This is a genomic window from Streptomyces sp. NPDC005784 (assembly GCF_042871525.1).
Taxonomy (GTDB): Bacteria; Actinomycetota; Actinomycetes; order Streptomycetales; family Streptomycetaceae; genus Streptomyces.
On record NZ_JBIAIQ010000007.1, the window covers coordinates 1 to 21,595 of the forward strand.

Annotated in this window: 23 protein-coding genes; 15 read left to right on the plus strand and 8 right to left on the minus strand. The window is 69.4% G+C overall.

Going from position 1 to position 21,595, the window contains the following annotated elements; translation table 11 throughout:
- Positions 1-89 precede the first annotated feature (89 nt).
- Both ACFYR3_RS14195 and ACFYR3_RS14200 read left to right on the plus strand, forming a co-directional pair.
- Entirely contained in the window at positions 90-491 is a 402-nt protein-coding gene (locus tag ACFYR3_RS14195; protein ID WP_355843272.1) for a nuclear transport factor 2 family protein, read from the plus strand.
- A gap of 16 nt (positions 492-507) precedes the next feature.
- The gene (locus ACFYR3_RS14200) at positions 508-1,947 is read left to right on the plus strand and encodes a gamma-aminobutyraldehyde dehydrogenase (protein WP_389283021.1); all 1,440 of its coding nucleotides are present in this window, start codon (positions 508-510) and stop codon (positions 1,945-1,947) included.
- Between the two features lie 76 nt (positions 1,948-2,023).
- Here ACFYR3_RS14200 and ACFYR3_RS14205 read toward each other — a convergent pair whose 3' ends face one another.
- Positions 2,024-2,800 (minus strand): polysaccharide lyase family 7 protein, encoded by a 777-nt coding sequence (locus ACFYR3_RS14205; RefSeq protein WP_389283023.1) that lies wholly within the window; start codon positions 2,798-2,800, stop codon positions 2,024-2,026.
- Between the two features lie 249 nt (positions 2,801-3,049).
- Between ACFYR3_RS14205 and ACFYR3_RS14210 the strand changes: the two genes are divergently transcribed.
- Positions 3,050-3,541: an SRPBCC domain-containing protein gene (locus ACFYR3_RS14210; RefSeq protein WP_389283025.1), complete on the plus strand. Its 492-nt coding sequence runs from the start codon at positions 3,050-3,052 to the stop codon at positions 3,539-3,541.
- Here the strand turns inward: ACFYR3_RS14210 and ACFYR3_RS14215 are convergent.
- Complete coding sequence (locus ACFYR3_RS14215; protein ID WP_389283027.1) at positions 3,513-3,785, minus strand: hypothetical protein; 273 nt, start codon at positions 3,783-3,785, stop codon at positions 3,513-3,515. The genes ACFYR3_RS14210 and ACFYR3_RS14215 overlap by 29 nt on opposite strands.
- A gap of 87 nt (positions 3,786-3,872) precedes the next feature.
- Here ACFYR3_RS14215 and ACFYR3_RS14220 point away from each other — a divergent pair, with 87 nt between their 5' ends.
- Complete coding sequence (locus ACFYR3_RS14220; RefSeq protein ID WP_261705162.1) at positions 3,873-4,502, plus strand: ParA family protein; 630 nt, start codon at positions 3,873-3,875, stop codon at positions 4,500-4,502.
- Positions 4,499-4,723 carry a hypothetical protein gene (locus ACFYR3_RS14225; protein ID WP_355843286.1) on the plus strand — a complete coding sequence of 75 codons (225 nt, stop codon included), beginning with the start codon at positions 4,499-4,501 and terminating at the stop codon, positions 4,721-4,723. Before ACFYR3_RS14220 ends, ACFYR3_RS14225 begins: the two co-directional genes overlap by 4 nt.
- Before the next feature lie 89 nt (positions 4,724-4,812).
- Here ACFYR3_RS14225 and ACFYR3_RS14230 read toward each other — a convergent pair whose 3' ends face one another.
- Together ACFYR3_RS14230 and ACFYR3_RS14235 are read right to left on the minus strand one after the other, a co-directional pair.
- Positions 4,813-5,085 carry a hypothetical protein gene (locus tag ACFYR3_RS14230; RefSeq protein WP_389283030.1) on the minus strand — a complete coding sequence of 91 codons (273 nt, stop codon included), beginning with the start codon at positions 5,083-5,085 and terminating at the stop codon, positions 4,813-4,815.
- A 102-nt stretch (positions 5,086-5,187) separates the two neighbouring features.
- Positions 5,188-6,027, minus strand: coding sequence for an alpha/beta fold hydrolase (locus ACFYR3_RS14235; protein WP_389283032.1), 840 nt, complete (start codon positions 6,025-6,027; stop codon positions 5,188-5,190).
- 71 nt (positions 6,028-6,098) lie between these two features.
- Here ACFYR3_RS14235 and ACFYR3_RS14240 point away from each other — a divergent pair, with 71 nt between their 5' ends.
- Both ACFYR3_RS14240 and ACFYR3_RS14245 read left to right on the plus strand, forming a co-directional pair.
- Positions 6,099-6,578 (plus strand): MarR family transcriptional regulator, encoded by a 480-nt coding sequence (locus tag ACFYR3_RS14240; RefSeq protein ID WP_356780040.1) that lies wholly within the window; start codon positions 6,099-6,101, stop codon positions 6,576-6,578.
- 112 nt (positions 6,579-6,690) lie between these two features.
- Positions 6,691-7,224, plus strand: coding sequence for a GNAT family N-acetyltransferase (locus tag ACFYR3_RS14245; RefSeq protein ID WP_355843297.1), 534 nt, complete (start codon positions 6,691-6,693; stop codon positions 7,222-7,224).
- A 39-nt stretch (positions 7,225-7,263) separates the two neighbouring features.
- Here the strand turns inward: ACFYR3_RS14245 and ACFYR3_RS14250 are convergent, their stop codons facing one another.
- Positions 7,264-7,692 carry a YrdB family protein gene (locus ACFYR3_RS14250; RefSeq protein ID WP_389283035.1) on the minus strand — a complete coding sequence of 143 codons (429 nt, stop codon included), beginning with the start codon at positions 7,690-7,692 and terminating at the stop codon, positions 7,264-7,266.
- A 254-nt stretch (positions 7,693-7,946) separates the two neighbouring features.
- Between ACFYR3_RS14250 and ACFYR3_RS14255 the strand changes: the two genes are divergently transcribed.
- The gene (locus ACFYR3_RS14255) at positions 7,947-8,864 is read left to right on the plus strand and encodes an NADP-dependent oxidoreductase (RefSeq protein ID WP_389283037.1); all 918 of its coding nucleotides are present in this window, start codon (positions 7,947-7,949) and stop codon (positions 8,862-8,864) included.
- A gap of 119 nt (positions 8,865-8,983) precedes the next feature.
- Here ACFYR3_RS14255 and ACFYR3_RS14260 read toward each other — a convergent pair whose 3' ends face one another.
- On the minus strand, positions 8,984-9,550 hold the full coding sequence (locus tag ACFYR3_RS14260) for a TetR family transcriptional regulator (protein ID WP_355843305.1): 567 nt from the start codon (positions 9,548-9,550) through the stop codon (positions 8,984-8,986).
- Positions 9,551-9,712: 162 nt separating this feature from the next.
- Between ACFYR3_RS14260 and ACFYR3_RS14265 the strand changes: the two genes are divergently transcribed.
- Positions 9,713-10,648 (plus strand): SDR family oxidoreductase, encoded by a 936-nt coding sequence (locus tag ACFYR3_RS14265; protein ID WP_389283039.1) that lies wholly within the window; start codon positions 9,713-9,715, stop codon positions 10,646-10,648.
- 110 nt (positions 10,649-10,758) lie between these two features.
- Positions 10,759-11,130, plus strand: coding sequence for a VOC family protein (locus ACFYR3_RS14270; protein ID WP_355843310.1), 372 nt, complete (start codon positions 10,759-10,761; stop codon positions 11,128-11,130).
- 264 nt (positions 11,131-11,394) lie between these two features.
- Here the strand turns inward: ACFYR3_RS14270 and ACFYR3_RS14275 are convergent, their stop codons facing one another.
- Both ACFYR3_RS14275 and ACFYR3_RS14280 read right to left on the minus strand, forming a co-directional pair.
- Complete coding sequence (locus ACFYR3_RS14275) at positions 11,395-12,585, minus strand: MFS transporter (protein ID WP_356780030.1); 1,191 nt, start codon at positions 12,583-12,585, stop codon at positions 11,395-11,397.
- Between the two features lie 253 nt (positions 12,586-12,838).
- Positions 12,839-15,454 (minus strand): PA14 domain-containing protein, encoded by a 2,616-nt coding sequence (locus ACFYR3_RS14280; RefSeq protein ID WP_389283042.1) that lies wholly within the window; start codon positions 15,452-15,454, stop codon positions 12,839-12,841.
- Positions 15,455-15,613: 159 nt separating this feature from the next.
- Between ACFYR3_RS14280 and ACFYR3_RS14285 the strand changes: the two genes are divergently transcribed.
- The 5 genes from ACFYR3_RS14285 (at position 15,614) to ACFYR3_RS14305 (ending at position 21,391) form a co-directional block, all read left to right on the plus strand.
- Complete coding sequence (locus tag ACFYR3_RS14285) at positions 15,614-16,627, plus strand: LacI family DNA-binding transcriptional regulator (RefSeq protein ID WP_355843319.1); 1,014 nt, start codon at positions 15,614-15,616, stop codon at positions 16,625-16,627.
- 143 nt (positions 16,628-16,770) lie between these two features.
- Positions 16,771-17,871 (plus strand): ABC transporter substrate-binding protein, encoded by a 1,101-nt coding sequence (locus tag ACFYR3_RS14290; protein ID WP_355843321.1) that lies wholly within the window; start codon positions 16,771-16,773, stop codon positions 17,869-17,871.
- Position 17,872: 1 nt separating this feature from the next.
- Positions 17,873-19,417: a sugar ABC transporter ATP-binding protein gene (locus ACFYR3_RS14295; RefSeq protein ID WP_389283044.1), complete on the plus strand. Its 1,545-nt coding sequence runs from the start codon at positions 17,873-17,875 to the stop codon at positions 19,415-19,417.
- Complete coding sequence (locus ACFYR3_RS14300) at positions 19,410-20,372, plus strand: ABC transporter permease (protein ID WP_355843327.1); 963 nt, start codon at positions 19,410-19,412, stop codon at positions 20,370-20,372. Before ACFYR3_RS14295 ends, ACFYR3_RS14300 begins: the two co-directional genes overlap by 8 nt.
- Entirely contained in the window at positions 20,369-21,391 is a 1,023-nt protein-coding gene (locus ACFYR3_RS14305) for an ABC transporter permease (RefSeq protein WP_389283047.1), read from the plus strand. Before ACFYR3_RS14300 ends, ACFYR3_RS14305 begins: the two co-directional genes overlap by 4 nt.
- Positions 21,392-21,595: the final 204 nt, after the last annotated feature.

Below are 21,595 nucleotides of genomic sequence, written 5' to 3' on the forward strand. Positions count from 1 at the left end.
TCGAACGGCACGCACTACAGGCCATGCACCCACCGGGACCGAGAGGTCACAACCCTACTCGTGAGGGCTGCAGAAGGGATGGTCCTCTAATGAGCACCACCATCGTCCAGGAAGTCCGGACCGCCGCGGACGCGCTCGTCGCCGCCTTCGCCGAGGGCCGCCTCGACGACTACTTCGGCGCCTTCGCCCCGGACGCGACGTTCGTCTTCCACACCACTCCGCAGCGGCTCGGCTCCACGGCCGAGTACCGCGCCCTGTGGCAGCAGTGGGTGGAGGAGGACGGTTTCCGCATCCTCGGTTGCACCTCGTCCGCACAGCTGATCCAGCCCTTCGGCGAAACGGCTGTGTTCAGCCACGACGTGGAGACCCAGGTCGCCACCAACGCCGGCGAGGAGACGGTGCACGAACGGGAGACCATCGTCTTCGCCCGTTCCGAGGGCGGCACCTGGCTCGCCGTCCACGAGCACCTGTCCCCCCGTACCGCCGCCTGACCAGGAGAGACGTTCCATGAGCAGCACGTTCCGCAACTACATCGACGGTGCGTTCGCGGACGCCTCCGACGGCCGGACGCTCGATGTGGTGGACCCCACCACCGGTGACGTCTACGCGACCTCCCCGCTCTCTGGGGCGGCCGATGTCGACGCGGCGATGGCCGCCGCGGCCGCGGCGTTCCCCGTCTGGCGCGACGCGACACCGTCCGTGCGGCAGCGCGCCCTGCTGAAGATCGCCGACGCGATGGAGGCACGGGCCGAGGAGCTGGTCGCCGCGGAGAGCCGGGACACCGGCAAGCCGCTGCACCTCACCCTCAGCGAGGAACTCGCCCCGGCGATCGACCAGGTCCGCTTCTTCGCGGGCGCGGCCCGCATGCTGGAGGGCCGCTCGGCCGGCGAGTACATGGAAGGGATGACCTCGATCATCCGCCGCGAGCCGGTCGGCGTCTGCGCGCAGGTCGCGCCGTGGAACTACCCGCTGCTGATGGCCGTGTGGAAGTTCGCCCCGGCGCTCGCGGCAGGCAACGCGGTGGTCCTCAAGCCCTCGGACACCACCCCGGCCTCCACGGTACTGATCGCGGAGATCATCGGCGGTGTCCTGGCGGAGCTGGACCTGCCCCAGGGCATCTTCAACGTGGTCTGCGGCGACCGCGAGACCGGCCGGCTGATGGTGGAGCACCCGACCCCGGCGATGGCCTCCATCACCGGTTCGGTGCGCGCCGGCATCCAGGTCGCCCAGAGCGCGGCCAAGGACGTGAAGCGGGTCCACCTGGAGCTCGGCGGCAAGGCCCCGGCCGTGGTCTTCGAGGACGCCGACCTGGCGAAGGCGGTCGAGGACCTGGTGGTCGGAGGCTTCTTCAACGCCGGTCAGGACTGCACGGCAGCGACCCGCGTCCTGGTCCACGAGTCGGTCCACGACGAGTTCGTCGCCGCCCTCGCCAAGGCCGCCGCCGAGACCAGGACCGGGCTGCCGGACGACGAGGAGGTGCTCTACGGGCCGCTCAACAACGCGAACCAGCTCGCCCAGGTCAGCGGCTTCATCGAGCGTCTGCCCGAGCACGCGAGGGTCGAGGCGGGCGGTCACCGGGTCGGCGACAGGGGCTACTTCTACGCCCCGACCGTGGTCTCGGGCCTGAAGCAGGACGACGAGATCATCCAGAACGAGGTCTTCGGCCCGGTCATGACCGTCCAGTCGTTCACGGACGAGGCGCAGGCCGTCGAGTACGCCAACGGCGTCGACTACGCGCTGGCCTCCTCCGTGTGGACCAAGGACCACGCGCGGGCGATGCGGATGTCGAGGAACCTCGACTTCGGCTGTGTGTGGATCAACACCCACATGGCGCTCGTCGCCGAGATGCCGCACGGCGGGTTCAAGCGGTCCGGCTACGGCAAGGACCTCTCCGCGTACGGCTTCGAGGACTACACCCGGATCAAGCACGTCATGACGTCGCTCTGAGCGGACGTTCCATGAGGCAGAGGGGTGAGCGCGGCGCTTTCGCCGCGCTCACCCCTCTGTCGCGTGCGACGGTCCGTCAGCCGTGCGAGACGTTGAGGCCGTAGAAGGCGACTCGTGCCCCCTTCGTGGTGCTGTCCGAGGACGACTGGTTGTACGAGCCGGCCTTGAAGTACTGCTTGTAGGGGAAGAACGACGACGGAATCGAGTAGTGCGTGGTGCTGCCGTTGACGGTCAGGTCGATGGTGTTGCCGCCGGAGACGGCGATCGTGTAGGTCCACGTCTTGCCGACCGCCACGTGCCCCACCGTGTGGGTCGTCTGTCCGCCGGAAGGCGAGTTCTCGGTGCCGGCGACGATGTCGCCGCTGGAGCGGTAGTACAGCTCCACCAGCGGTTTGGTGGACGATCCGCCGGAGCCGAGGTGGATCTGGCCGACGCACACGTTGGACGTGACCGAGACGACCCGCAGCGTCGCACTCAGCCGGTGGCTGCCGCCGAGTGACCAGTCCGCCGCGCTGCCACTGCGGTTCATCTCCCGCAGTTCGGAGCGGGCGTAGGAGGAGTTGGGCGTCGTGACGCCCTTCTCGGGCGCCCAGAAGGTCATCGCGCCGTCGCGGGTGTCGGTGTAGAAGTACGCGTCCTGGTTGCCGTTGGCCCCCTGCAGCCGGGCGGAGGAGATGGTGGTCGGCGAGCCCGGGGAGCCGACGGGCTCCTGCAACTGCCAGACGGACAGGTCGAAGTTGCCGCCGGGCGCGACGTTCGGGTCGGCGGCGCCGGCACTGGAGGTACCCAGGACGGTCACCGCGGCGACGAAGCCCGCGACGGTGGCCGTCGCCAGAAGCCTGGAACGGGTCATGTTGACGTCCTTCGCAGATCGTGGGGGAAGGGAAGGCGTTCCGCTCTCAGCCGGTCGGGGCGGCGAACACCCGCGGACGATTGTTCATATGGATGAACGTTGGGTTCACCTGTGAACCGGCGTGTGCCGTGACGCTAAAGGTCTGAACCAGAGCAGTCAAGGGGTCGCGCACAAGCGGGACTTGGGGATCGCACCCCATCCCGGCCCGGCGGAATCGACGGCCCCGCCATCCTGTGTAGCCTGAAGGACGTGTATACGACGCGCGTCTCGCGGCGGGTGAACGCCTCGCGAGCAGAGGTCTACCGGGCGCTGCTGGACGCGACCGCTGTCGCGCGGTGGCGGGTGCCGACCGGTATGCGCAGCGAGGTGCACGAGTTCGACGCCCGCGAGGGTGGCGCCTTCCGGGTCTCGCTCACCTATGACGTACCGAACTCGACCGGCAAGTCGGCGGCGCGCACCGACACGTATCACGGCCGTTTCGTGGAGCTCGTCCCGGACGAGCGGGTGGTCGAGGTGGTCGAGTTCGAGACGGCCGATCCCGGGCTGCGCGGTGAGATGACGATGACGACGGAGCTGACCGAGGCGGACGGCGGCACCGAGGTGGTGATCGTGCACGAGGGGGTGCCGGACGCGGTGCCCGCCGCCGACAACGAGACCGGAACGCGCCTGGCGTTGGACAATCTGGCCCGGCTGGTCGAGCCGGGGCAGGACATCAACCCTGGTGGTGCTCAACGGGGTTGACGAGATCTTGGCGAAGGCGTCGAGACAGGCGACGCCCAACGGGCACGTTGCTGTCGGTCACGCTGTCGTTGCCGAGCCGGCCCTCGGCGCCCTTGCCCCAGGCCTTGACCGTGCCGTCGCCGGTCAACGCGAGGACGTGGTCGCAGCCGACGGCAGTCGAGTCGACATCGGGATGCGGGTGCACAGCGGTGGTGGGGTGGGCTTGTGCGGGGGCACGCCGTGTTGGTCCATTGGAATGATTCACCGGCGCCGCAGGGTGAACGACGGGACGGGACGCCCCGCATGGACGGCCGCGGGTCCCTCGCGGTCACTAGCGTGGCTCCTTGTGTCGATGAGCTATGCCTTTGTGAACCTGAAACCCGGAGTGGGCAAGACGACGAGCGCGGTGTGGTTGGCTCACGCACTGCACGAGTCGGGCTTCTCACCGCTGTTGGTGGACAGTGACCCCGCGTCCTCGGCGCTGCGGTGGAGCGAACTGGCGGGGGGTTTCCCCTTCCCCGTATTCTCCCTTCCTGTGGGCGACGTGCACCGGCGCGTGAACGACTTCCTCGGCGACCGGCAGGCCGTGGTCTTCGACGCCCCGCAGATGGAGGACCACGCCCACATCGCGCGCAGCGTCATGCGGTACGCGAGCGAGTGGATCGTGCCGGTCACCCCGTCCCCCATCGAACTGGACCGCATGGCACCCATCGGCGGCGAGATGGGCGACGTTCAGTCCCTGCGGGCCCGGCCGGCCCGCTCCGCCGTACTGCTGAACCGTACGAACCGCCCCGACGCCACGCGCACCGGTCCCGACGCGGACGCCCGCGAAGCGCTCACCGAACGCGGCTTCGACGTGTTGTCCACCCACATTCCCCGACTCGACCTGTACTCCCAGTCGTTCGGCAGCCCCGTCGAGGTCAAGGGATCGGCCTACATGGACCTCGCGGACGAGCTCATCAAGCGTCAGGACACGATGTGAATCAGCGCAAGGACACCTACCGAGCCGCCCTGCAGCGGGAACCGGATGTCGCCGCACCCCGCCACACCAAGGTCGCGCGGCTCCACACGCGATACGTCCGAGTGACGATCGAACTGGACCCCGCGCTGCCGCGCGAACTGACCCGGTGGGTGGGACCGCCGGTGTCCGCGATCCTGCGCGCCGGCGCAACCGTACTGCGCCCGCTGACGGGCACCACGTAAGCGCGATGCCGCGTGCCCAGGGGCGCGGGCACGGGGGCACGATTCGGCGGCCGGGCCGACCCCTGCGCGAGCCGTGCCGCGCCGGAAACTCAGGTGTCCATCGGGTGGCCGCCGTCGCCCTCGACCACGACCCGGTCCACGCCCGGCTCGTCGGCCCGTTCGACCATCGTCAGGTCGATCTCCCCGTCACCGGTGGTGTCGAACTGGTAGAGATCGGCCTTGCCGTCACCTGTGGTGTCGGTCATCCAGACGTCGGTCTTTCCGTCGCCGTTGGTATCGGCGCTGAGGACCACGTGATGCTCGTCCCCCTGGGTCTCGATCATTTCGTCCGTGCCGTCGTCCGTGCCGTTATTCGTCTCCATGACGGCCGGTTGCCCCGGTCGACACGTCCAAAACAATGGCCCGTTCCGGCCTGACGGGAATGTGCGCGCCCCTGCCCAGCGGCCCGACGCCGGCTGGACCGCTCAGGCCAGGAACCGCGTGAGCAGACGGTTGAGTTCGGCCGGTTGTTCCGTGGGAAGGGAGTGGTGGGAGGCGTTCGGAAGGAGGTCGACGCTCGCTCCGGGCATGAGGCGGCGGGCCTCCGTGGCCACCCGCCGTACGTTGTGGGCACGGCTGCGCCCGGCCAGGAGTACCAGGGCCGGAACGGTGCAGGCCCGCAGCTCCCCCGGCCTCGGGCGTCTCATGGCGACGACCTTGGACCGGCGGGCGCCGGCGGTGCTGCCCAGGAACGCCTGCCAGGCGGGATCCTCGGGGGTACCGCCCGTTTCCCATCGATAGAAGGCCTCCATGCGTTCGGCGCTGGGGCTGAGCAGCATCGGCAGTGCGTGCAGGAGATATCCGAGGCTCATGCCGGCGAAGCAGTTCGTGGGGTCCAGCAACGCGAGGCGGCCGATCCGGTGGGGAGCGCGCAACGCGTAGTTCAGGGCGATCCAGGCGCCGTAGGAGTGGCCGCACAGGTGCGCGCCGTCGAGAGACAACTCGTCGAAGAGCGCGTCGAGCCAGGTCACCAGGTCCTCGGCTCCACGCAGGGGCACCCCGTCGTGCACGCTCCGCCCGATGTCGCCCATCAGGTCGGGGGCGTACACCCGATGGCCGGCGGCCAGGGCACCCACGTTGGCGAACCACACCACCGAGGTGGTCCCGCCGCCGGGCAGCAGCACGAGCGGGCTCCCGTTCCTAGGGCCGCTGATGTGCACCCGGGTGCTGCCGTGGGGAGACGGCACATCGACGCTTTCGACCTCCAGGGGAAACTGCCGCAGAACGGTGTCGTACGCCGAGAGGAATATCGCCTCGCCACCCATGATCGCCGCCTTATGATTACTCGACCACCGATAGTCTCGATGAACGAGATAATAACGCCAGGAGGGACAGCGTGGACGATCGGGACCCGGACCTGCAACTGGTCCATCTGCTACGAGCCGTCAGCGTGGAACTGGATCTCTTCGCCGCCGAGTTCGCCGGCCTGCACGGGCTGCATCCCACTGATGTGCGTGCGCTGATCCACCTGTTGGACGCCGGACGGGCGGACACGCCCGCGACGCCCGGGTGGCTCGGTGCGCAGCTGGGGGTGAACTCGGCATCGACCACAGCCCTGATCGACCGGCTGGAACGTCTGGACCTCGTCCGCCGGGAACGGGACACCCGGGACCGCCGACGGGTCCTGCTCACCGTCACGGACCGGGCCGTCACTCTGGGCTGGTCGTTCTTCGGGCCGCTGATCAGCGAGATGGTGGCCTCGATGCGCGCCTTCGACGAGAAGGACCTGGCCACGGTACGGCGTTTCCTGCTGGCCATGCGTGACGTCGCAGCCGCCGGGCGAAGCAACCAGCGCGACGGTTCCGCAGGGCGGTGAAGGCCGCCGAGGTCCCCGCTGGGCCGGTCTCGCTCCCCGGCCGCGCTCCGGAGCAGTGTGTCACCACCCCGGCCACCGGCCGGTGCCTCACCGGTAAGGCAGGATGGGTGTCATGACCGAGATCCGCACCCCCCGCCTCCTGCTCCGCCGCTGGTACGACCACGACCTCGCCCCGATGGCGGACATCAACGCGGACCCCGATGTCATGCGCTGGATCGACGACGGGTCGGTCCGCGATCTGGACGCCACGGCCGAGGCGATCGAACAGTGGGAGGACGAATGGGACGAGGAGGGCTTCGGCCTCTTCGCCGTCGAACTGCTGGCCTCGGGCGAGATGGCGGGCTTCGCGGGACTGTCCGTGCCCGAGTACCTGCCTGAGGTGCTGCCCGCCGTGGCGATCAGCTGGCGGTTCGGCTCACAGTTCTGGGGCCAGGGCTACGCCTCCGAAGCCGCCCACGCCACACTGGAGTTCGCGCTCCAGGACCGCGGCCTCGACCGCGTCATCAGCATCAACCGGATGGGCAACGAGGCCTCGGAGAACGTCGTCCGCAAGCTCGGCATGAAACCGGAGAGCGAGACGACGCACCCGGTGTACGGCTTCGCGCTGAGCATCCACGCGATCGATCTCACCGAGTTCCAGGCGTGAATCTTCTTCCGGGTGCCCTGGGCGCCCTTTAGTCGGGTCTCAGCCGGATCCCGGCGAGCCGGTCGCGCCCTCCGGCTCCGCGGGCCGGCCGGGCACGGTACGGCGAAGGGTTTCGGCCACCGCCGTGTTCGCGACCACGACGACCGCCATGACCACGGCGGCAACGGGGTGCCCCACTCCGTACACGGCCGCGGCGCCACCGCCCAGCACAACCGCCTTGACCACAAGCACGAAGGGCAGCCCGGGCCGCAGTCGAGCCTTCGGTGCGGCGAACAACGACCAGAGCACGATGGCCGGCAGGGGCGTCCCCACGCCGAGCATGATGTGGCGCAACTGGCCGTGACCGGTGGTGAATCCCCACCAGCTCAGAGATGCCAGCGCGACGATCTCCACCACGAACGCCAGGAGTTCGTTGGCCGCGAACCATGGCCGCTCGGCAAACAAGGCTATGTCGTGGTCCGTTGACATGAAGTCCTCTCGGTGTACCGGGACGCCCAGCATGACAGGGCGGCACCACCTGATGTGCCCGTTCAACGAACCCGTGGCCAGCGCCTCTTGGAAGCCCAGTCGACACATTCTCGGACGTTGATTCCGGGAACACAGCTGTGTTCCTGAGCTGTTGAGTGCGTTGGCACGGTCGATGCGTGGCCGTTCCGAGGCACGGCCGTCCAAGGTCTGTCCGAACGACACCTGTCCGAACGAGGAAGAGCGGTGATCACGCGATGAAGGCGGTGCGGTTCCACGAGTACGGCGGGATCGATGTGCTGCGGGTGGAGGAGGTGGAGCGGCCTGCACCCGGCCCCGGGGAGGTGCTGGTCGAGGTCCGCGCTGCCGGGATCCAGCCCGGCGAGTCGATGATCCGTGAGGGCGCGCGGCACGGGCGCTGGCCGGCGACGTTCCCCTCGGGGCAGGGCAGCGATCTGGCCGGTGTCGTGGTGGAGGCCGGTCCGCAGGTGCGCGGCTTCGCGGTGGGGGACGAGGTCCTGGGCTTCACCCACAACAGGGCGAGCCATGCGGAGTTCGTCGTGGTCGAGGACGTGAAGCTGACCTCGCGTCCGGAGGGTCTTGCCTGGGACGTGGCCGGGTCGTTGTACGTGGCCGGTACGACCGCGTACGCCTCCGTGTTCGCGGTGGACCCGGGACCGGCAGACACGGTCGTCGTGTCCGGAGCGGCGGGTGGCGTCGGGTCCCTTGCCGTGCAACTCGCGCGGCGGCGCGGCGCCACAGTGATCGGGCTGGCGAGCGAGCGGAACCACGCCTGGCTGAAGGATCACGGTGTCGTCCCGGTCGACTACGGGGAGGGCGTGGCCGAACGCATCCGGCAGGCTTCCGGCGGGAACGTCGACGCGTTCATCGACACGTTCGGCGACGGATATGTGGAGCTGGCAGTGGAGTTGGGCGTGCGGCCCGAGCGGATCAACACGATCCGCGACTGGCAGGCCGCGGCCAGGGTCGGTGCGCGAACCTACGGAGAAGGCGCAGCGGCGTGCGCGGTGGTGGTCGGCGAGCTGGCCCGGCTCGCCGCGCGCGGGGAGCTGGAAGTGCCGATCGCCCGTGCCTACCCGCTGGAGCGGGTGCGAGACGCTTTCCGCGAACTGGAACGGCGGCAGACCCACGGCAAGATCGTGCTCCGGCCCTGAGGTCCATCTCCGTCTCCGTCTCCGTCTCCGTCTCCGTCTCCGTCTCCACAGTTCAGCGAACTGCCGGACACCCGGGCCGACTTCGAGCCATCCCGGGATCGGGAATCCGGCATCGGGCGTCACGCGTCCGCGGTCACTGCCTTGAGGCCGGTCAACGACTCTCCGATGAACTGGGACAGTTCCCTGTCCCCGGCCCGCTCGACCCAGCGTCGGAACGCGATCTTGAAGATGGCGATCCCCACCTCCGCGGCGAGACTCGCGGAGGCGTCGTCGACACCTCGCCGCCGCAGGGCGTCGGCGAGCGCCGTGGCCAGTGAGGCGAGTTTGATCAGCTCGCGTTCCTGCAGCTCCGTATTGGCCTCGATGACCGACTGCCGCCGCCGAGCGTGCTCCTGGCGTTCCTGCAGCAAAGCCGCGGCAGCCTCAAGTGCTGCCGCCACGGCGTCCATCGGGGTGGCGGTCTCGGGAGCACGTGCGACGGCGTCCACGAGCAGCTCCTGCAGGATGCTCGAACCCGCGAACAGCACCTCGCGCTTGTCCGCGTAGTGCCGGAAGAACGTCCGCTCCGTCAGCCCAGCCCGCTCGGCGATCTCCGCCACCGAGGTGCGCTCGAAGCCGCGCTCGACGTAGAGCTCCAGTGCCGCCCGTTCCAGGCGGCCGCGCGCGTCCGGCTGCCATCGACCCATGCCCGGCATCGTACTCGATGACAGTCCCTGACATCGAGAGCCAGCGTTCGATGACAGTGCCTGACATCGGGTGCTAGGTTTGATGACAGTGACTGACATCGCTCGGTCGCCCCGCGTGCCTTCCCGGTGCGAGGGCGATCACCCAACGCTGGAGGCTTTCTCATGCGCGTTTTCGTCACCGGGGCATCCGGATGGATCGGCTCCGCACTCGTCCCCGAACTCATCGACGCGGGTCACCAGGTTGTCGGGCTCGCCCGCTCGGACGCCTCCGCCGCGGTCCTCACGAAGGCCGGGGCCGACGTGGTACCCGGCTCTCTCGACGACGTCGAGGTCCTGCGCGACACCGCCGAGGCGTCGGACGGCTTGGTCCATCTCGCGTTCAAGCACGACCTCGCCTTCTCCGGAGGTTTCCAGGACGCCGCCGACGCGGACCGCCGTGCCGTGGAGACATTCGGTGACGCGCTCGCGGGTTCCGGCCGGCCGTTCGTACTCGCCTCGGGCCTGCTCGGACTGGTCCCGGGCAGTGTGGCCACCGAAGCGGACGTACGGACACCCGACGAGCTGCCCGCGCACCTGCCGGTCGGCCCGCGGACCCGGATGGGCACCGCCCACCTGACACTCGCCATGGCCGACCGGAACATCCGTTCGTCCGTCGTACGGCTCCCCCCGACCGTCCACGGCGAGGGCGACAACGGATTCATGGCGGCTCTGATCGGCATCGCCCGCGACAAGGGCGTCGCCGGATACATCGGCGACGGCTCGCAGCGCTGGCCGGCCGGCCACCGCGACGACGTCGCTCGCCTCTTCCGGCTCGCCCTGGAGGGCGCACCGGCGGGATCGGTCCTGCACGCGACCGCAGAGGAAGGCGTTCCGATCCGTTCGGTCGCCGAGGTCATCGGCCGCCACCTCGACCTGCCCACCCGCTCCGTCCCCGCCGAGGACGCGGCCGAGCACTTCGCCTGGCTGGCGGGATTCCTCGGCCTCGACAGCCCGGCCTCCAGCGGGCCGACCCGCGAACTGCTGGGGTGGCGACCGACTCGGCCGGGTCTGATCGAGGACCTCGACAAGGGTCACTACTTCCGGACCGGCGGGCAGTAGCCGACCCTCGCAGCCGTCTTCGGACAGCGGGGGTCGCCGGTCGTCCCCCGGGGTCGTACGAAGCGGTCCGCCAGATGCCGTCCGGGCAGAATCAGGGCACATTGACCGATATGGCCCTCGCGCTGCATCACATCGTCATCGACGCGCACGACCTCCCCTCCCTGGCTCGGTTCTGGGCCGAGGTGCTGGGCTGGCGGATCCTCTCCGAGCGGGAGCGCGAGGTCGTGATCGGGCCGGACGAGACGGCGCCGGTGGGCATCTGCTTCATGCCGGTGACGGGACGCAAAGTCGTCAAGAACCGTCTGCACCTCGATCTGACCTCCGCGGCCGAGGACCGGGAGGCGGAGATCGAGCGCGTCCTCGCGCTCGGCGCCCACAGAGCGGACGTGGGGCAGAGCGGCGAGGAGTCGTGGACCGTGCTGACCGATCCGGAGGGGAACGAGTTCTGCGTGGTCCGCCCGAAGGCGACCCTCATCGGCTAGGACCGTTCGGGTGATCACGGGGCGGGTGATCACGGCGGGGGTGATCACCTCTCAGGTGATGACGTCTCAGGTGATGACGTCTCGGGTCGGATGCTCGCACGCCGTGTCCCGCGGTCATGCCGTCGCCCAGTGGCCGGTCTCGCGGTCCACTGTCGCCCGGTCTCGCGGCCACCCGGTCGCCGGTCGCCCGATCGCGCGGTCGCCGGTCCGCGGTCGCCCGATCACGCGGTTGCCCGGCCACGGGCCTCACCGCGTTCGTCCGGACTACGTCTTCACCGATGCCGGTCGCCGGAGCAGGTAGACGCCCGCGACGGAGACCAGGACGGCCATGCAGGCGATGAACACGAGCCCCGCGCCCTCCAGGCCGATCGGGCCCACCAGCACGCCGACTCCGATCACCGGCACCGAGATGCCCGCGTAGGCGACCACGAACAGGGTGGAGATCACCGCCGCGCGCTGGTGCTCGGGAGACGCCTGCGCCACGGTGGCCAACGCGGCGCGGAACGCCAGGCCCTGGCCGCCTCCGCCGACGATCGCGCTCAGCACCACCAGGACCAGAAGGTCCCAGCGCAGCGCCCCCGCCAGCAGCGCGAGACCGCCGAGGAGCGCGGCGCAGCCCAGCGGTAGTGATCGCCACACTCCGACCCGGCCGACGGCGAGCTGCCCGGCGGTCGAGGCGAAGAAGGCGAGTGCGACGACCAGTCCGCTCACGGCGTGGTTGTCGATGTCCAGGGACTTGGCGAGGAACGACGGGCTGACCGACGTGAACACGCCGAACAGCGCGAACCCCACGAACGCGGCGATGGCGGGTGGCCCGAACACCGGCCGCACCTGTGGGGGCAGGCCCGGCCGTTGCGGCCGTACGGTGCTGAGCGGCCGGCGTTCTCGTACTGTCTCGGGGAGTCGCAGCAGGACGGCGGCGGAGCAAGCCACCAGGGCGAGGTGGACGGCGAACGGCAGGTACAGCGGCCAGGGCGCGTATTGCGCGAGCAGCCCGGCGAGCAAGGGACCGCAGCCGAGTCCGCCCATGTTGGCGGCCGTCGCGACGAAGGTGGCGCGGCCGGCGCCGCCCGGCGGTGCCAGTTCCATCACGTACGCCGTGGCGGCTCCGGTGAACAGGCCGGCGGACAGGCCCGACAGCAGCCGCCCCACGTACAGCCAGCCCAACCCGGTTGCGCACAGGAAGCAGACGGCGCTCGCCGCCGCGAATCCGAGGCCCCACAGGAGCACCGGTCGCCTGCCCACCGAGTCCGAGGCGTTGCCCGCGAGCAGCAGCACGCCGATGACTCCGAAGGCGTACACGGCGTACACGACGGTGACCGTCAGCTCGGAGAATCCGAACTTCTCCTGGTAGAGGCCGTAGAGCGGGGTCGGTAGCGTGGTGCCGGCCATGCAGACGGCGAACACCGCCCCGCCGAGCAAACACTGGCGCCACCCTCGGCGATCACCGTCCATGCCGCCGACAGTAACGTCGTGGGCGCTTTGATCCGGCCCGGCGTGCCGCCGGAAGGGACCGTAGGCGCCACGGGGCAGGTGCTCGCGTTCCGAATGCTCGGCTCCTCATGCTCGACTCCTCGTGGGTGAGCGGCGGACCGGGCGCGGTCCGCCCTCCCTTCGCGGGGAGGGCGGACCGTGCCGACGACCCGTCAGCGGGCCGGGGCGAGACGCACACGGAGCAGCGGGGAGGCGTGTGCCGGGCGCCTCGTCGTCAGGAACAGCCCGCCGGTATCGCCTGTGACGCGTCGTGGATCAGCGCGTCGTGGGCTGCCTTGAGCCGGGCCACGTCGGGCTTGACCACCTTGCGGTCGTACGTGATCAGCCCGTTCAACTCTCCCTCCACGTCCGAGATCTGGGTGTAGACGGCGCCGTTGCCGCCCTTGCAGGCGAGTTTGTGCACCTCGGCCAGCCTGGCCAGGTAGTCGTCGGTGTACGTCGAGGGGTCGACATCCACGTAGGACTGCTGGACGGACCACGCGTGTCCGGGTACCGCGAGTCCGAGTCCGCCGTACTCGCCGCTCACCAGAGCCCGTTTGCCGTCGGGAGCCGGTGGCAGCGCGGGGCTCGGGTAGCCGTGCTCGTCGATGATGTCGCCGGTGCCGCCGTCCACGCCGAGGTTGATGCCCGACATGGAGTTGATGAGGCGCGTCGGGTCCCAGGCCTTGGCCTGGTCGGCGATGCGGGCCTCGTCGTACTGGCCCCAGCCCTCGTTGAAGGTCACCCACATGACGACCGACGGGCTGCTGATGTGCTCGTCGATCATCTGCTTCATCTCGCGCTCGTACTCGGCGCGGGACGCCGCGTTCGGATCGACCCCGGCGGTCATGGCGGGCATGTCCTGCCAGACCATCAGGCCGAGCCGGTCGGCCCAGTAGAACCAGCGGTCGGGTTCCACCTTGATGTGCTTGCGGACCGCGTTGAAGCCCATCTGCTTGTGCATCTTCAGGTCGTACGCCAGGGCTTCGTCGGTCGGCGCGGTGTAAAGGCCGTCGGGCCAGAAGCCCTGGTCGAGGGTGGCCATCATGAAGACGGGTTTGCCGTTGAGGACGGTGCGCGGGGTTCCGTTCACCTGCTCCACGGCGATCGACCGCATCCCGAAGTAGCTGCCGACGCGGTCGGCGCCGACGGTCACCTTCAGGTCGTAGAGGAACGGGTCGTCGGGTGACCAGAGGTGCGGGTCGGTGATCTTCAGGACGAGCGGCCGCCCGGTGCGGCCCTTCGCGGTGGCGACCTTGCGGTGTCCGGCGTACGCGGTCGCGGTGACCGGCACTCCGTTCCGGATGCCCTGCGGCTCGACAGTGAGCCGGCTGTTCCTGACGTCGGGCGTCAGTTTGAGCGAGTCGACGTGGGCGGCGGCGACCGGCTCCATCCAGACCGTCTGCCAGATACCCGAGGACGGGGTGTACCAGATGCCGCTGGGGTCGATGCGCTGCTTGCCGACCGGCGGGTTCTCGCCGCTCTGTGCGTCGGTCGGGTCGTAGACGCCGACGATCAGTTCCTGGGTACGGCGGCCGGGTTTCAGCGCTGCGGTGATGTCGGCGCTGAACTTGTCGTAGCCGCCCTGGTGTTCGGCGACCTTGGTGCCGTTGACGTAGACCTCGGCCCGCCAGTCGACGGCGCCGAAGTTGAGCTGGAGGTGCTTGCCGGAGCCGACCTTCCAGTCGGAGGGAACGGTGAAGGTGCGCCGGTACCACATGCGGTCCTCGTGCCGTTCGATGCCGGAGAGCTGGGACTCCACGGGGTAGGGCACGAGGATCTTCTCGGCGAGCTTCTTCCCGACCGGAGGCTGCTCGCCCGCCTTGGCGGCGGCGAACTGCCACGAGCCGTTCAGGTTGCGCCAGTCGGACCGGGTGAGCTGGGGCCTGGGGTACTCGGGGAGGGCGTTGCGGGGGCCGACGTCGTCCGCCCACTTGGTGCGCAGCTCATGGGTGGAGCGGTTGGCGCCGCTGCTCCAGAAGGCGTTGACAACGTTGCCGTTCGTCCCGGAGAGGCCGCCCTTGCCGTCGTAGCGCAGATCGGCGGTGCCTTTGGCCGTGCCGGTCTTGTTGCCGACGACGGGTTCCTTCAGGCCGACGATCAGGGACTTGGGGTCGGCGGGGTCCAACTCCGCTGTGGACAGGGGCCACTTGGCGCCGCCGATGACGGCTTCGACATGGTCGGTGAGGCCGGCCGGGGGCGCGGTGAGCGGCTGGGCGAAGTCGAGGCGCAGGGTACGGCCGTCGCCCTGGACCGTGGTGGCGACGGCGCCGTCGTAGGCGTATCCGTCGGGCAGCCGGAGTGCCGACTGCGGGACGGCCGTCTTGGTGCCGCCGGGCGGAGTCCAGCGCAGATGGAGGTTTGAGCCGCCGAAGTGCTCGAAGTACTCGACCTTGATGTCGTAGGCCTGTCCGGCGGTCAAGTCGATGGGCTGGGAGGTCTGTTCGCGGTCCCAGTCGTCGACCCAGTGGTCGATGGCGAGGTGTCCGTCGACCCACAGCCGGAATCCGTTGTCGCCGATGATCGAGAACGTGTGCGCTCCGGTCTTCTCGGGGACGATCCGGCCGGTCCAGCGGACGTTGACGTCGTCCGACTGTCCGGTGGCGAAGGCGAGTCGCGGCTCCAGGTTGTCGAAGTCGAGGTTGGTGTCCAATCCGGTGGCCTTCAGCTGGTGGAAGTCGAAGGCGCCGGGGGCGGACTGGGTGTAGTACTCGCCCTTCAGGCCGTGGACTTCCACGGGGTCATCGGCGGCGGTGGCGGCCGGGGCGGCGGTGAGTCCCGCGAGGCCGAGCACCGCGACGAGCAGGAGTGCCAGTCGGGTTCTGATGCTTCTGGGGTTTCTGATGCGCACGGATCCTCCTTGGCTGAGGAAGGGTGGCGGCTCGTTGCTTCAGTCTGTACAACGTTGGAAGGAACGGGAGTTGGCATCACAGCACGGGTCCCGGCCTCTGTCCAGGGGCATGACAAACGCCCAGGTGACAGAGGCGCACATCGATGAAGAGGAGATCCCTTGCGGGTCAGCCTGAAGGACGTCGCGGAGCACGCCGGCGTCTCGATCAAGACGGTTTCGAACGTCGTGAACAACTATCCGCACGTCACCCCGGCCATGCGGGCGCGGGTCCAGGAGGCCATCGACGAGCTGGGCTACCGGCCGAACCTCACGGCGCGCCACCTGCGCAAAGGACGCACGGGCATCATCGCCCTCGCCATCCCCGAGCTGGGCAACCCGTACTTCGCGGAGCTGGCGGGGGCCGTCATCGATGCCGCCGCCGAGCACGAGTTCACCGTCCTCCTGGACCACACACGCGGCGACCGCGAGCAGGAAGTGCTGGTGAGCCAGGGTTTCCGGGCCAACGTCATCGACGGCCTGATCCTCAGCCCGCTGGAGCTGGAGGACGAGGATCTGCGCTCCCGTACCGACGACGTACCGCTCGTGCTGCTCGGCGAGCGGGAGTACGAAGTGCCCTACGACCACATCGCGATCGACAACGTGGCGGCCGCGCGCAGCGCGGTACGCCATCTGCTGAGCCGCGGACGCTCACGGATCGCCTACCTGGGCGCCCGCACGGATTCGGCCAACCGGCCGGCACATCTGCGACTGGCGGGCTGGCGCGAGGAGTTGACGGAGGCCGGGGTGCCCGCGCCGGACGAGCTGGTGGTGCCGGTCGGCGGCTGGGACCGGGACGAGGGCGCGCGGGCGATGGCCCATCTGCTGGACTCCGGGGTACGCCCGGACGCCGTCTTCGCCTACAACGACCTGGTCGCGATCGGTGCGATGCGGGTGCTGCACGAGCGTGGTCTGCGGGTTCCGTGGGATGTGGCGGTGGTCGGCTTCGACGACATCGAGGAGGGGCGGTTCGGCGCGGTCACGCTGACGACGATCTCGCCGGACAAGCAGGCCATAGCGCGGATGGCGGTGGCCTCCCTGCTGCGCAGTCTGTCGGGCCGGACCGAGCCCGGCGGACGTGAACTGACCGCGGATTTCAGGCTGGTTGAGCGCGAGAGCACGCTGGGGCGGCGCTGACGAGATTTCGGACAGAAGGCTTTACAGGCTCCTTCCAACGATGTAAAAACCTCCCCGGAACGACGTGTACACCGAGTTGACCGCAAGAGCCGATCATCCCCGGGAGCGCTCTCAGCGCCGGGGCCGCGCCGTTTGGGGACTCCATGAAGCCGATCGCACCACGTCATCGCACCTCCGCCAGGACCCTCCTCGCCACCGGCCTCATCACGAGCCTCGCGCTCGTCTCCGGATGCGCGAAGTCGGAGAACGACACCGCCGGCAAGGACAAGAACTCCACCAGTCAGGGCGACGGGGGCCAGGTCGTCGCCTCGCCGTCGACGGGCTCAGGACCGACCTGCGCCATCGACGCGTACGGCGCGAAGAAGATCGACCTGAAGTCGGCCACCGTCGGTTTCTCCCAGTCCGAGAAGGAGGCCAACCCCTTCCGGATCGCCGAGACCGCGTCGATCAAGGCCGAGGCGGCCAAGCGGGGCGTGAAACTGCTGACGGCCAACGCGCAGTCGCAGTTCTCCAAGCAGATCAGCGACGTCCAGGACCTCATCGCCAAGGGCGCCGATCTCCTCGTGATCGCGCCGCTCAACTCCGACGGCTGGGAACCCGTCCTGCGCTCGGCGTCCGCCAAGCACATCCCGATCATCACCATCGACCGCAAGATCAACGCCACCGCCTGCAAGGACTACGTGAGCTTCATCGGCTCCGACTTCGTGGAGCAGGGCAAGCGGGCCGCGGACCGGATGATCGAGGCGACCGGCGGCAAGGGCGACATCGCCATCCTGCTCGGCGCCGCGGGCAACAACGTGACGACGGAACGCACCAAGGGCTTCGAGGAACGCATCAAGGAGAAGGCGCCCAACCTCAAGATCGTCTTCAAGCAGACCGGTGAGTTCGCCCGGGAGAAGGGCCAGTCGGTCACCGAGAACCTCATCCAGTCCAAGCCCGGCATCACCGGGATCTACGCCGAGAACGACGAGATGGGCCTCGGTGCGGTCAACGCCCTCAAGGGAGCCGGCAAGAAGCCGGGCGCGGTGAAGATCGTGACGATCGACGGCACCCGCAACGCCGTCCAGGGCATCGTCGACGGCTGGATCGACGGCGTCATCGAGTCCAACCCGCGCTTCGGGCCGCTCGCCTTCCAGACCCTGGACACCTTCACCCAGGGCCAGAAGGTGTCCCAGGACATCATCATCCAGGACAGCGCGTACACCAAGGACAACGCCAAGTCCGATCTGGGCAAGGCTTTCTGACATGTTGTCAGTGACCGGCCTGTCGAAGACCTTCCCCGGCGTGAAGGCCCTGTCCTGCGTGGACTTCGCCGCCCGCGCCGGGGAGGTGCACGCACTCATCGGAGAGAACGGCGCGGGCAAGTCGACCCTCATCAAGGTCCTCACCGGCGTCTACCAGCCCGACGAGGGCGAGGTGACGTACGACGGCGCCCCGGTCCGCTTCGCCACCCCGCTCCAGGCGCAGCACGCGGGAATCTCCACCATCTACCAAGAGGTCAACCTCGTCCCGCTGATGAGCGTGGCCCGCAACCTCTTCCTCGGCCGCGAACCCCGGGGCCGGCTCGGCCTGATCGACTTCCGGCGCATGCACCGGCAGGCCGACGAGGCCCTGCGCGAACTCGGTCTGCGCGTCGACGTCCGCCGACCACTGCGCGAACTCGGCGTCGGCGCACAGCAGATGGTGGCCCTCGCCCGCGCCGTCTCCGTCGACGCCCGCGTGGTCGTCATGGACGAGCCGACGTCCTCGCTCGAACCGCGCGAGGTGCGAACCCTGTTCGGGGTGATCCGGATGCTGCGCGAGCGGGGCATCGCGGTGATCTACGTCAGCCACCGGCTCGACGAGCTGTACGAGATCTGTGACGCGGTCACCGTGCTGCGCGACGGCAAGGTGGTGCACACGGGCCGGATCGCCGAACTCGACCGGCTGAGGCTCGTGGCGCTGATGCTGGGGCGGGAGATCGCGGACGTACGGCAGGAGGGCCTGACCAAGTTCGCGGGCAGCCACGGCACCGAGGCCGAACCCGTCCTGGAGGCACGGAAACTGAGTGTGCGTCATCAACTGCACGACGTTTCCGTCTCCGTGCGGCCCGGCGAAGTGGTGGGGCTCGGCGGGCTGCTCGGTTCGGGCCGCACCGAGACCGCCAAGGCCATCGCGGGCGCGCTGCCCACCGACTCCGGGCGGGTCGTGGTGGCGGGCGTCCGCGTGCGTACCGGCTCGACGCCCGCCGCCATCCGCGCGGGCATCAGCCTGCTCCCCGAGGACCGCAAGGCCGAGGGGATCGTGCCGGGCCTCTCGGTCCGCGAGAACATCGCGCTCGCCGCACTGCCCGGCCTCTCGCGCTTCGGCCTGGTCGACGAAGCACGTATCGACCGGATCGTGGAGACCTTCATGAAACGGCTGCGGATCAAGGCGGCGAGCCCCCACCAGAAGGTGGGCGAGCTGTCCGGCGGCAACCAGCAGAAGGTACTGCTGGCCCGCTGGCTGGCCATGCAGCCCAAGGTCCTGCTCCTCGACGAGCCGACCCGGGGCATCGACGTCGGCGCCAAGGCGGAGGTGCAGAAACTGATCGACGAACTGGCCGAGGACGGACTCGGCGTCCTCCTCATCTCCTCGGACCCCGAGGAACTCATCGAGGGCAGCGACCGGGTGATCGTGCTCAAGGACGGCGCGGTCGTCGAGGAGCTGACCGGCGACGCGGTCACCGAGGACCGGCTGATGCGCGCCATCGCCACCGCACCCGCCGCCCCTACCGCCACGGCCACCGGCCCGGGAGGCCAGGATGACTGACCTGACGCTCGGCCGGGTGACAGCCGACCGCGACCGACTGCTGGGCCTGCTCCAGGAGTACGGCGTCTACCTGGGCGTCGTGGCGCTCTTCCTGGTGAACACCGTCCTCACACCACACTTCCTGTCCACCGAGAACTTCCGCACCCAGGCGGTCCAGGTCGCCCCGGTCCTGATCGTGGCGCTCGGCATGGCACTGGCCATCGGCAGTGAGGGCGTCGACCTGGCGGTGGGCTCGGTGATGGCCCTGTCCACCTCGCTCCTGTCCCTCTACCTCGGCTACGGGCCCGGCGTCGCCATCCTGATCGCCCTGGCCGGCGGCGCCGTGATCGGCGTCGCGAACGGATCCCTCATCGCGTTCGTCGGTGTCCAGCCGATCGTCGCGACACTCGCCCTGATGGTCGCCGGGCGCGGGCTCGCACTGGTGCTCCTCCCCCAGCTCAAGGACGTTCACGATCCGGCAATGGCGAAGCTCGGCTCCGGCGATGTCCTGGGCATCCCGTACGTCGTACTGATCGCCGTCGCCCTCGCGCTGCTCGTCGCGTTCGCCGTGCGCCGCACGACCTTCGGCCGCCAGCTCCTCGCCATCGGGGACAGCCGCCCGGCGGCCCGGCTCGCCGGACTGCCGGTACGCCGCGTCCTCATCCTGGTGTACGTCTGCTCGGGCGTCCTCGCCGCCGTCGCGGGAGTGCTGGCCACCGCGCGCCTCACCGCGAGCGACCCGACCTCGCTCGGCAACCTGATGGAACTGTCCGCGATCACCGCGGTCGTGGTCGGCGGCACCCCGCTGAGCGGAGGCCGGGTCCGCATCGGCGGCACGGTCGCCGGCGCCGTCCTCATTCAATTGCTCACCACCACGCTCATCAAGCACGATCTGCCGCCGTCGTGGACCCAGATCGCCCAGGCCGTGGTGATCGTCCTCGCCGTCTACGCGGCACGGGAACGAGGAAAGCGATGACGACCGACGTGGAAGCTCCGGTGCGCGCGAAGAACACGGCCGAGGAAGAACCGTCCGGCGCCGGCCGCTCCGAGCGGCTCAGCGCGCTCGCCCAGCAACACGGGGCACTGGTCACGCTGATCGTCGCGATGATCGCGGCGTCGCTCAGCTTCGACACCTTCCTGACCGGCGACAACCTGGAGAACATGGCGCTCTCCTCGGCGTTCCTCGCCGTGGTCGCGCTCGGCATGACCTTCGTCATCGTCACCGGCGGCATCGATCTGTCGGTGGGCTCGCTCTTCGCGCTCGGCGGTGTGCTGGCGGCCTGGGGTTCCCAGTACGGAACGGTCGTCGCGCTGCTCCTGCCGCTGACCGTCTGCGGGCTGATCGGTCTCGTCAACGGCCTGCTGATCGCCCGTTCGCGGCCGGCTCCGTTCATCGTCACGCTGGCCTCGATGCTGGGCGCCCGGGGCCTCCTGCTCTCCGTCACCGACGAGGGCTCGAAGACGTATCTCGTGGACAAGGACTCGTTCTTCGCGAAGCTCGGACAGGGCGCGCTGCTCGGCGTCGGCGTGCCCGTGTGGATCACCGTGGCGCTGTTCGTTCTGGGCGCGGTCGTCCTCCGGCGCACCCGGTTCGGGCAGTACGTCTACGCGGTCGGCGGGAACGAGGACGCCGCGGCTCTGATGGGCGCCCCCGTGGCTCGTACGAAGATCTCCGTCTACGCGCTCTCGGGACTGTGCGCGGGACTCGCCGGAGCGCTCAACGCGGCGTGGCTGGCGTCGGGCGTGACGATCCTCGGCTCCGGCATGGAACTGGAGGCGATCTCCGCGGTCGTCATCGGCGGCACCCTGCTCACCGGCGGGTTCGGCTTCATCAGCGGCTCACTCGTCGGTGTGCTGCTGCTGAAGGTCATCCAGAACGTCATCAACCAGATCGGCTCGCTGGACTCCGCCTACCAACAGGTCGTCAGCGGCGCCTTCCTGGCCGTCGTCGTCATCGCACAGACCTGGCTGGGGCGCAGACGCCGGGTGTTGTGAGGGGCATGGTCCGGTCCGGACCGGACTGGGCATCCGGATCGCCGAGCGAAGCCGTGGGGGTCCGCCCGGGCCCGGACGCAGAAGACCCGCACCGTGTGGTGCGGGTCTTCTGCGTCGATGCCGTCCTGCGGGTTCGTGGCTTTCACCGGGTCCGATCGGGCCCGGGGCTACAGCCGGTCATCTCCACGTCCTGACCGGATGCCA

Coding starts and splice junctions, on each gene's coding strand:
- ACFYR3_RS14195 (WP_355843272.1), top strand. CDS start 90: ATGAGCACCACCATCGTCCAGGAAGTCCGGACCGCCGCGGACGCGCTC.
- ACFYR3_RS14200 (WP_389283021.1), top strand. CDS start 508: ATGAGCAGCACGTTCCGCAACTACATCGACGGTGCGTTCGCGGACGCC.
- ACFYR3_RS14205 (WP_389283023.1), bottom strand. CDS start 2,800: ATGACCCGTTCCAGGCTTCTGGCGACGGCCACCGTCGCGGGCTTCGTC.
- ACFYR3_RS14220 (WP_261705162.1), top strand. CDS start 3,873: ATGAGCTATGCCTTTGTGAACCTGAAACCCGGAGTGGGCAAGACGACG.
- ACFYR3_RS14230 (WP_389283030.1), bottom strand. CDS start 5,085: ATGGAGACGAATAACGGCACGGACGACGGCACGGACGAAATGATCGAG.
- ACFYR3_RS14235 (WP_389283032.1), bottom strand. CDS start 6,027: ATGGGTGGCGAGGCGATATTCCTCTCGGCGTACGACACCGTTCTGCGG.
- ACFYR3_RS14245 (WP_355843297.1), top strand. CDS start 6,691: ATGACCGAGATCCGCACCCCCCGCCTCCTGCTCCGCCGCTGGTACGAC.
- ACFYR3_RS14250 (WP_389283035.1), bottom strand. CDS start 7,692: ATGTCAACGGACCACGACATAGCCTTGTTTGCCGAGCGGCCATGGTTC.
- ACFYR3_RS14255 (WP_389283037.1), top strand. CDS start 7,947: ATGAAGGCGGTGCGGTTCCACGAGTACGGCGGGATCGATGTGCTGCGG.
- ACFYR3_RS14260 (WP_355843305.1), bottom strand. CDS start 9,550: ATGGGTCGATGGCAGCCGGACGCGCGCGGCCGCCTGGAACGGGCGGCA.
- ACFYR3_RS14265 (WP_389283039.1), top strand. CDS start 9,713: ATGCGCGTTTTCGTCACCGGGGCATCCGGATGGATCGGCTCCGCACTC.
- ACFYR3_RS14270 (WP_355843310.1), top strand. CDS start 10,759: ATGGCCCTCGCGCTGCATCACATCGTCATCGACGCGCACGACCTCCCC.
- ACFYR3_RS14275 (WP_356780030.1), bottom strand. CDS start 12,585: ATGGACGGTGATCGCCGAGGGTGGCGCCAGTGTTTGCTCGGCGGGGCG.
- ACFYR3_RS14290 (WP_355843321.1), top strand. CDS start 16,771: ATGAAGCCGATCGCACCACGTCATCGCACCTCCGCCAGGACCCTCCTC.
- ACFYR3_RS14295 (WP_389283044.1), top strand. CDS start 17,873: ATGTTGTCAGTGACCGGCCTGTCGAAGACCTTCCCCGGCGTGAAGGCC.
- ACFYR3_RS14300 (WP_355843327.1), top strand. CDS start 19,410: ATGACTGACCTGACGCTCGGCCGGGTGACAGCCGACCGCGACCGACTG.
- ACFYR3_RS14305 (WP_389283047.1), top strand. CDS start 20,369: ATGACGACCGACGTGGAAGCTCCGGTGCGCGCGAAGAACACGGCCGAG.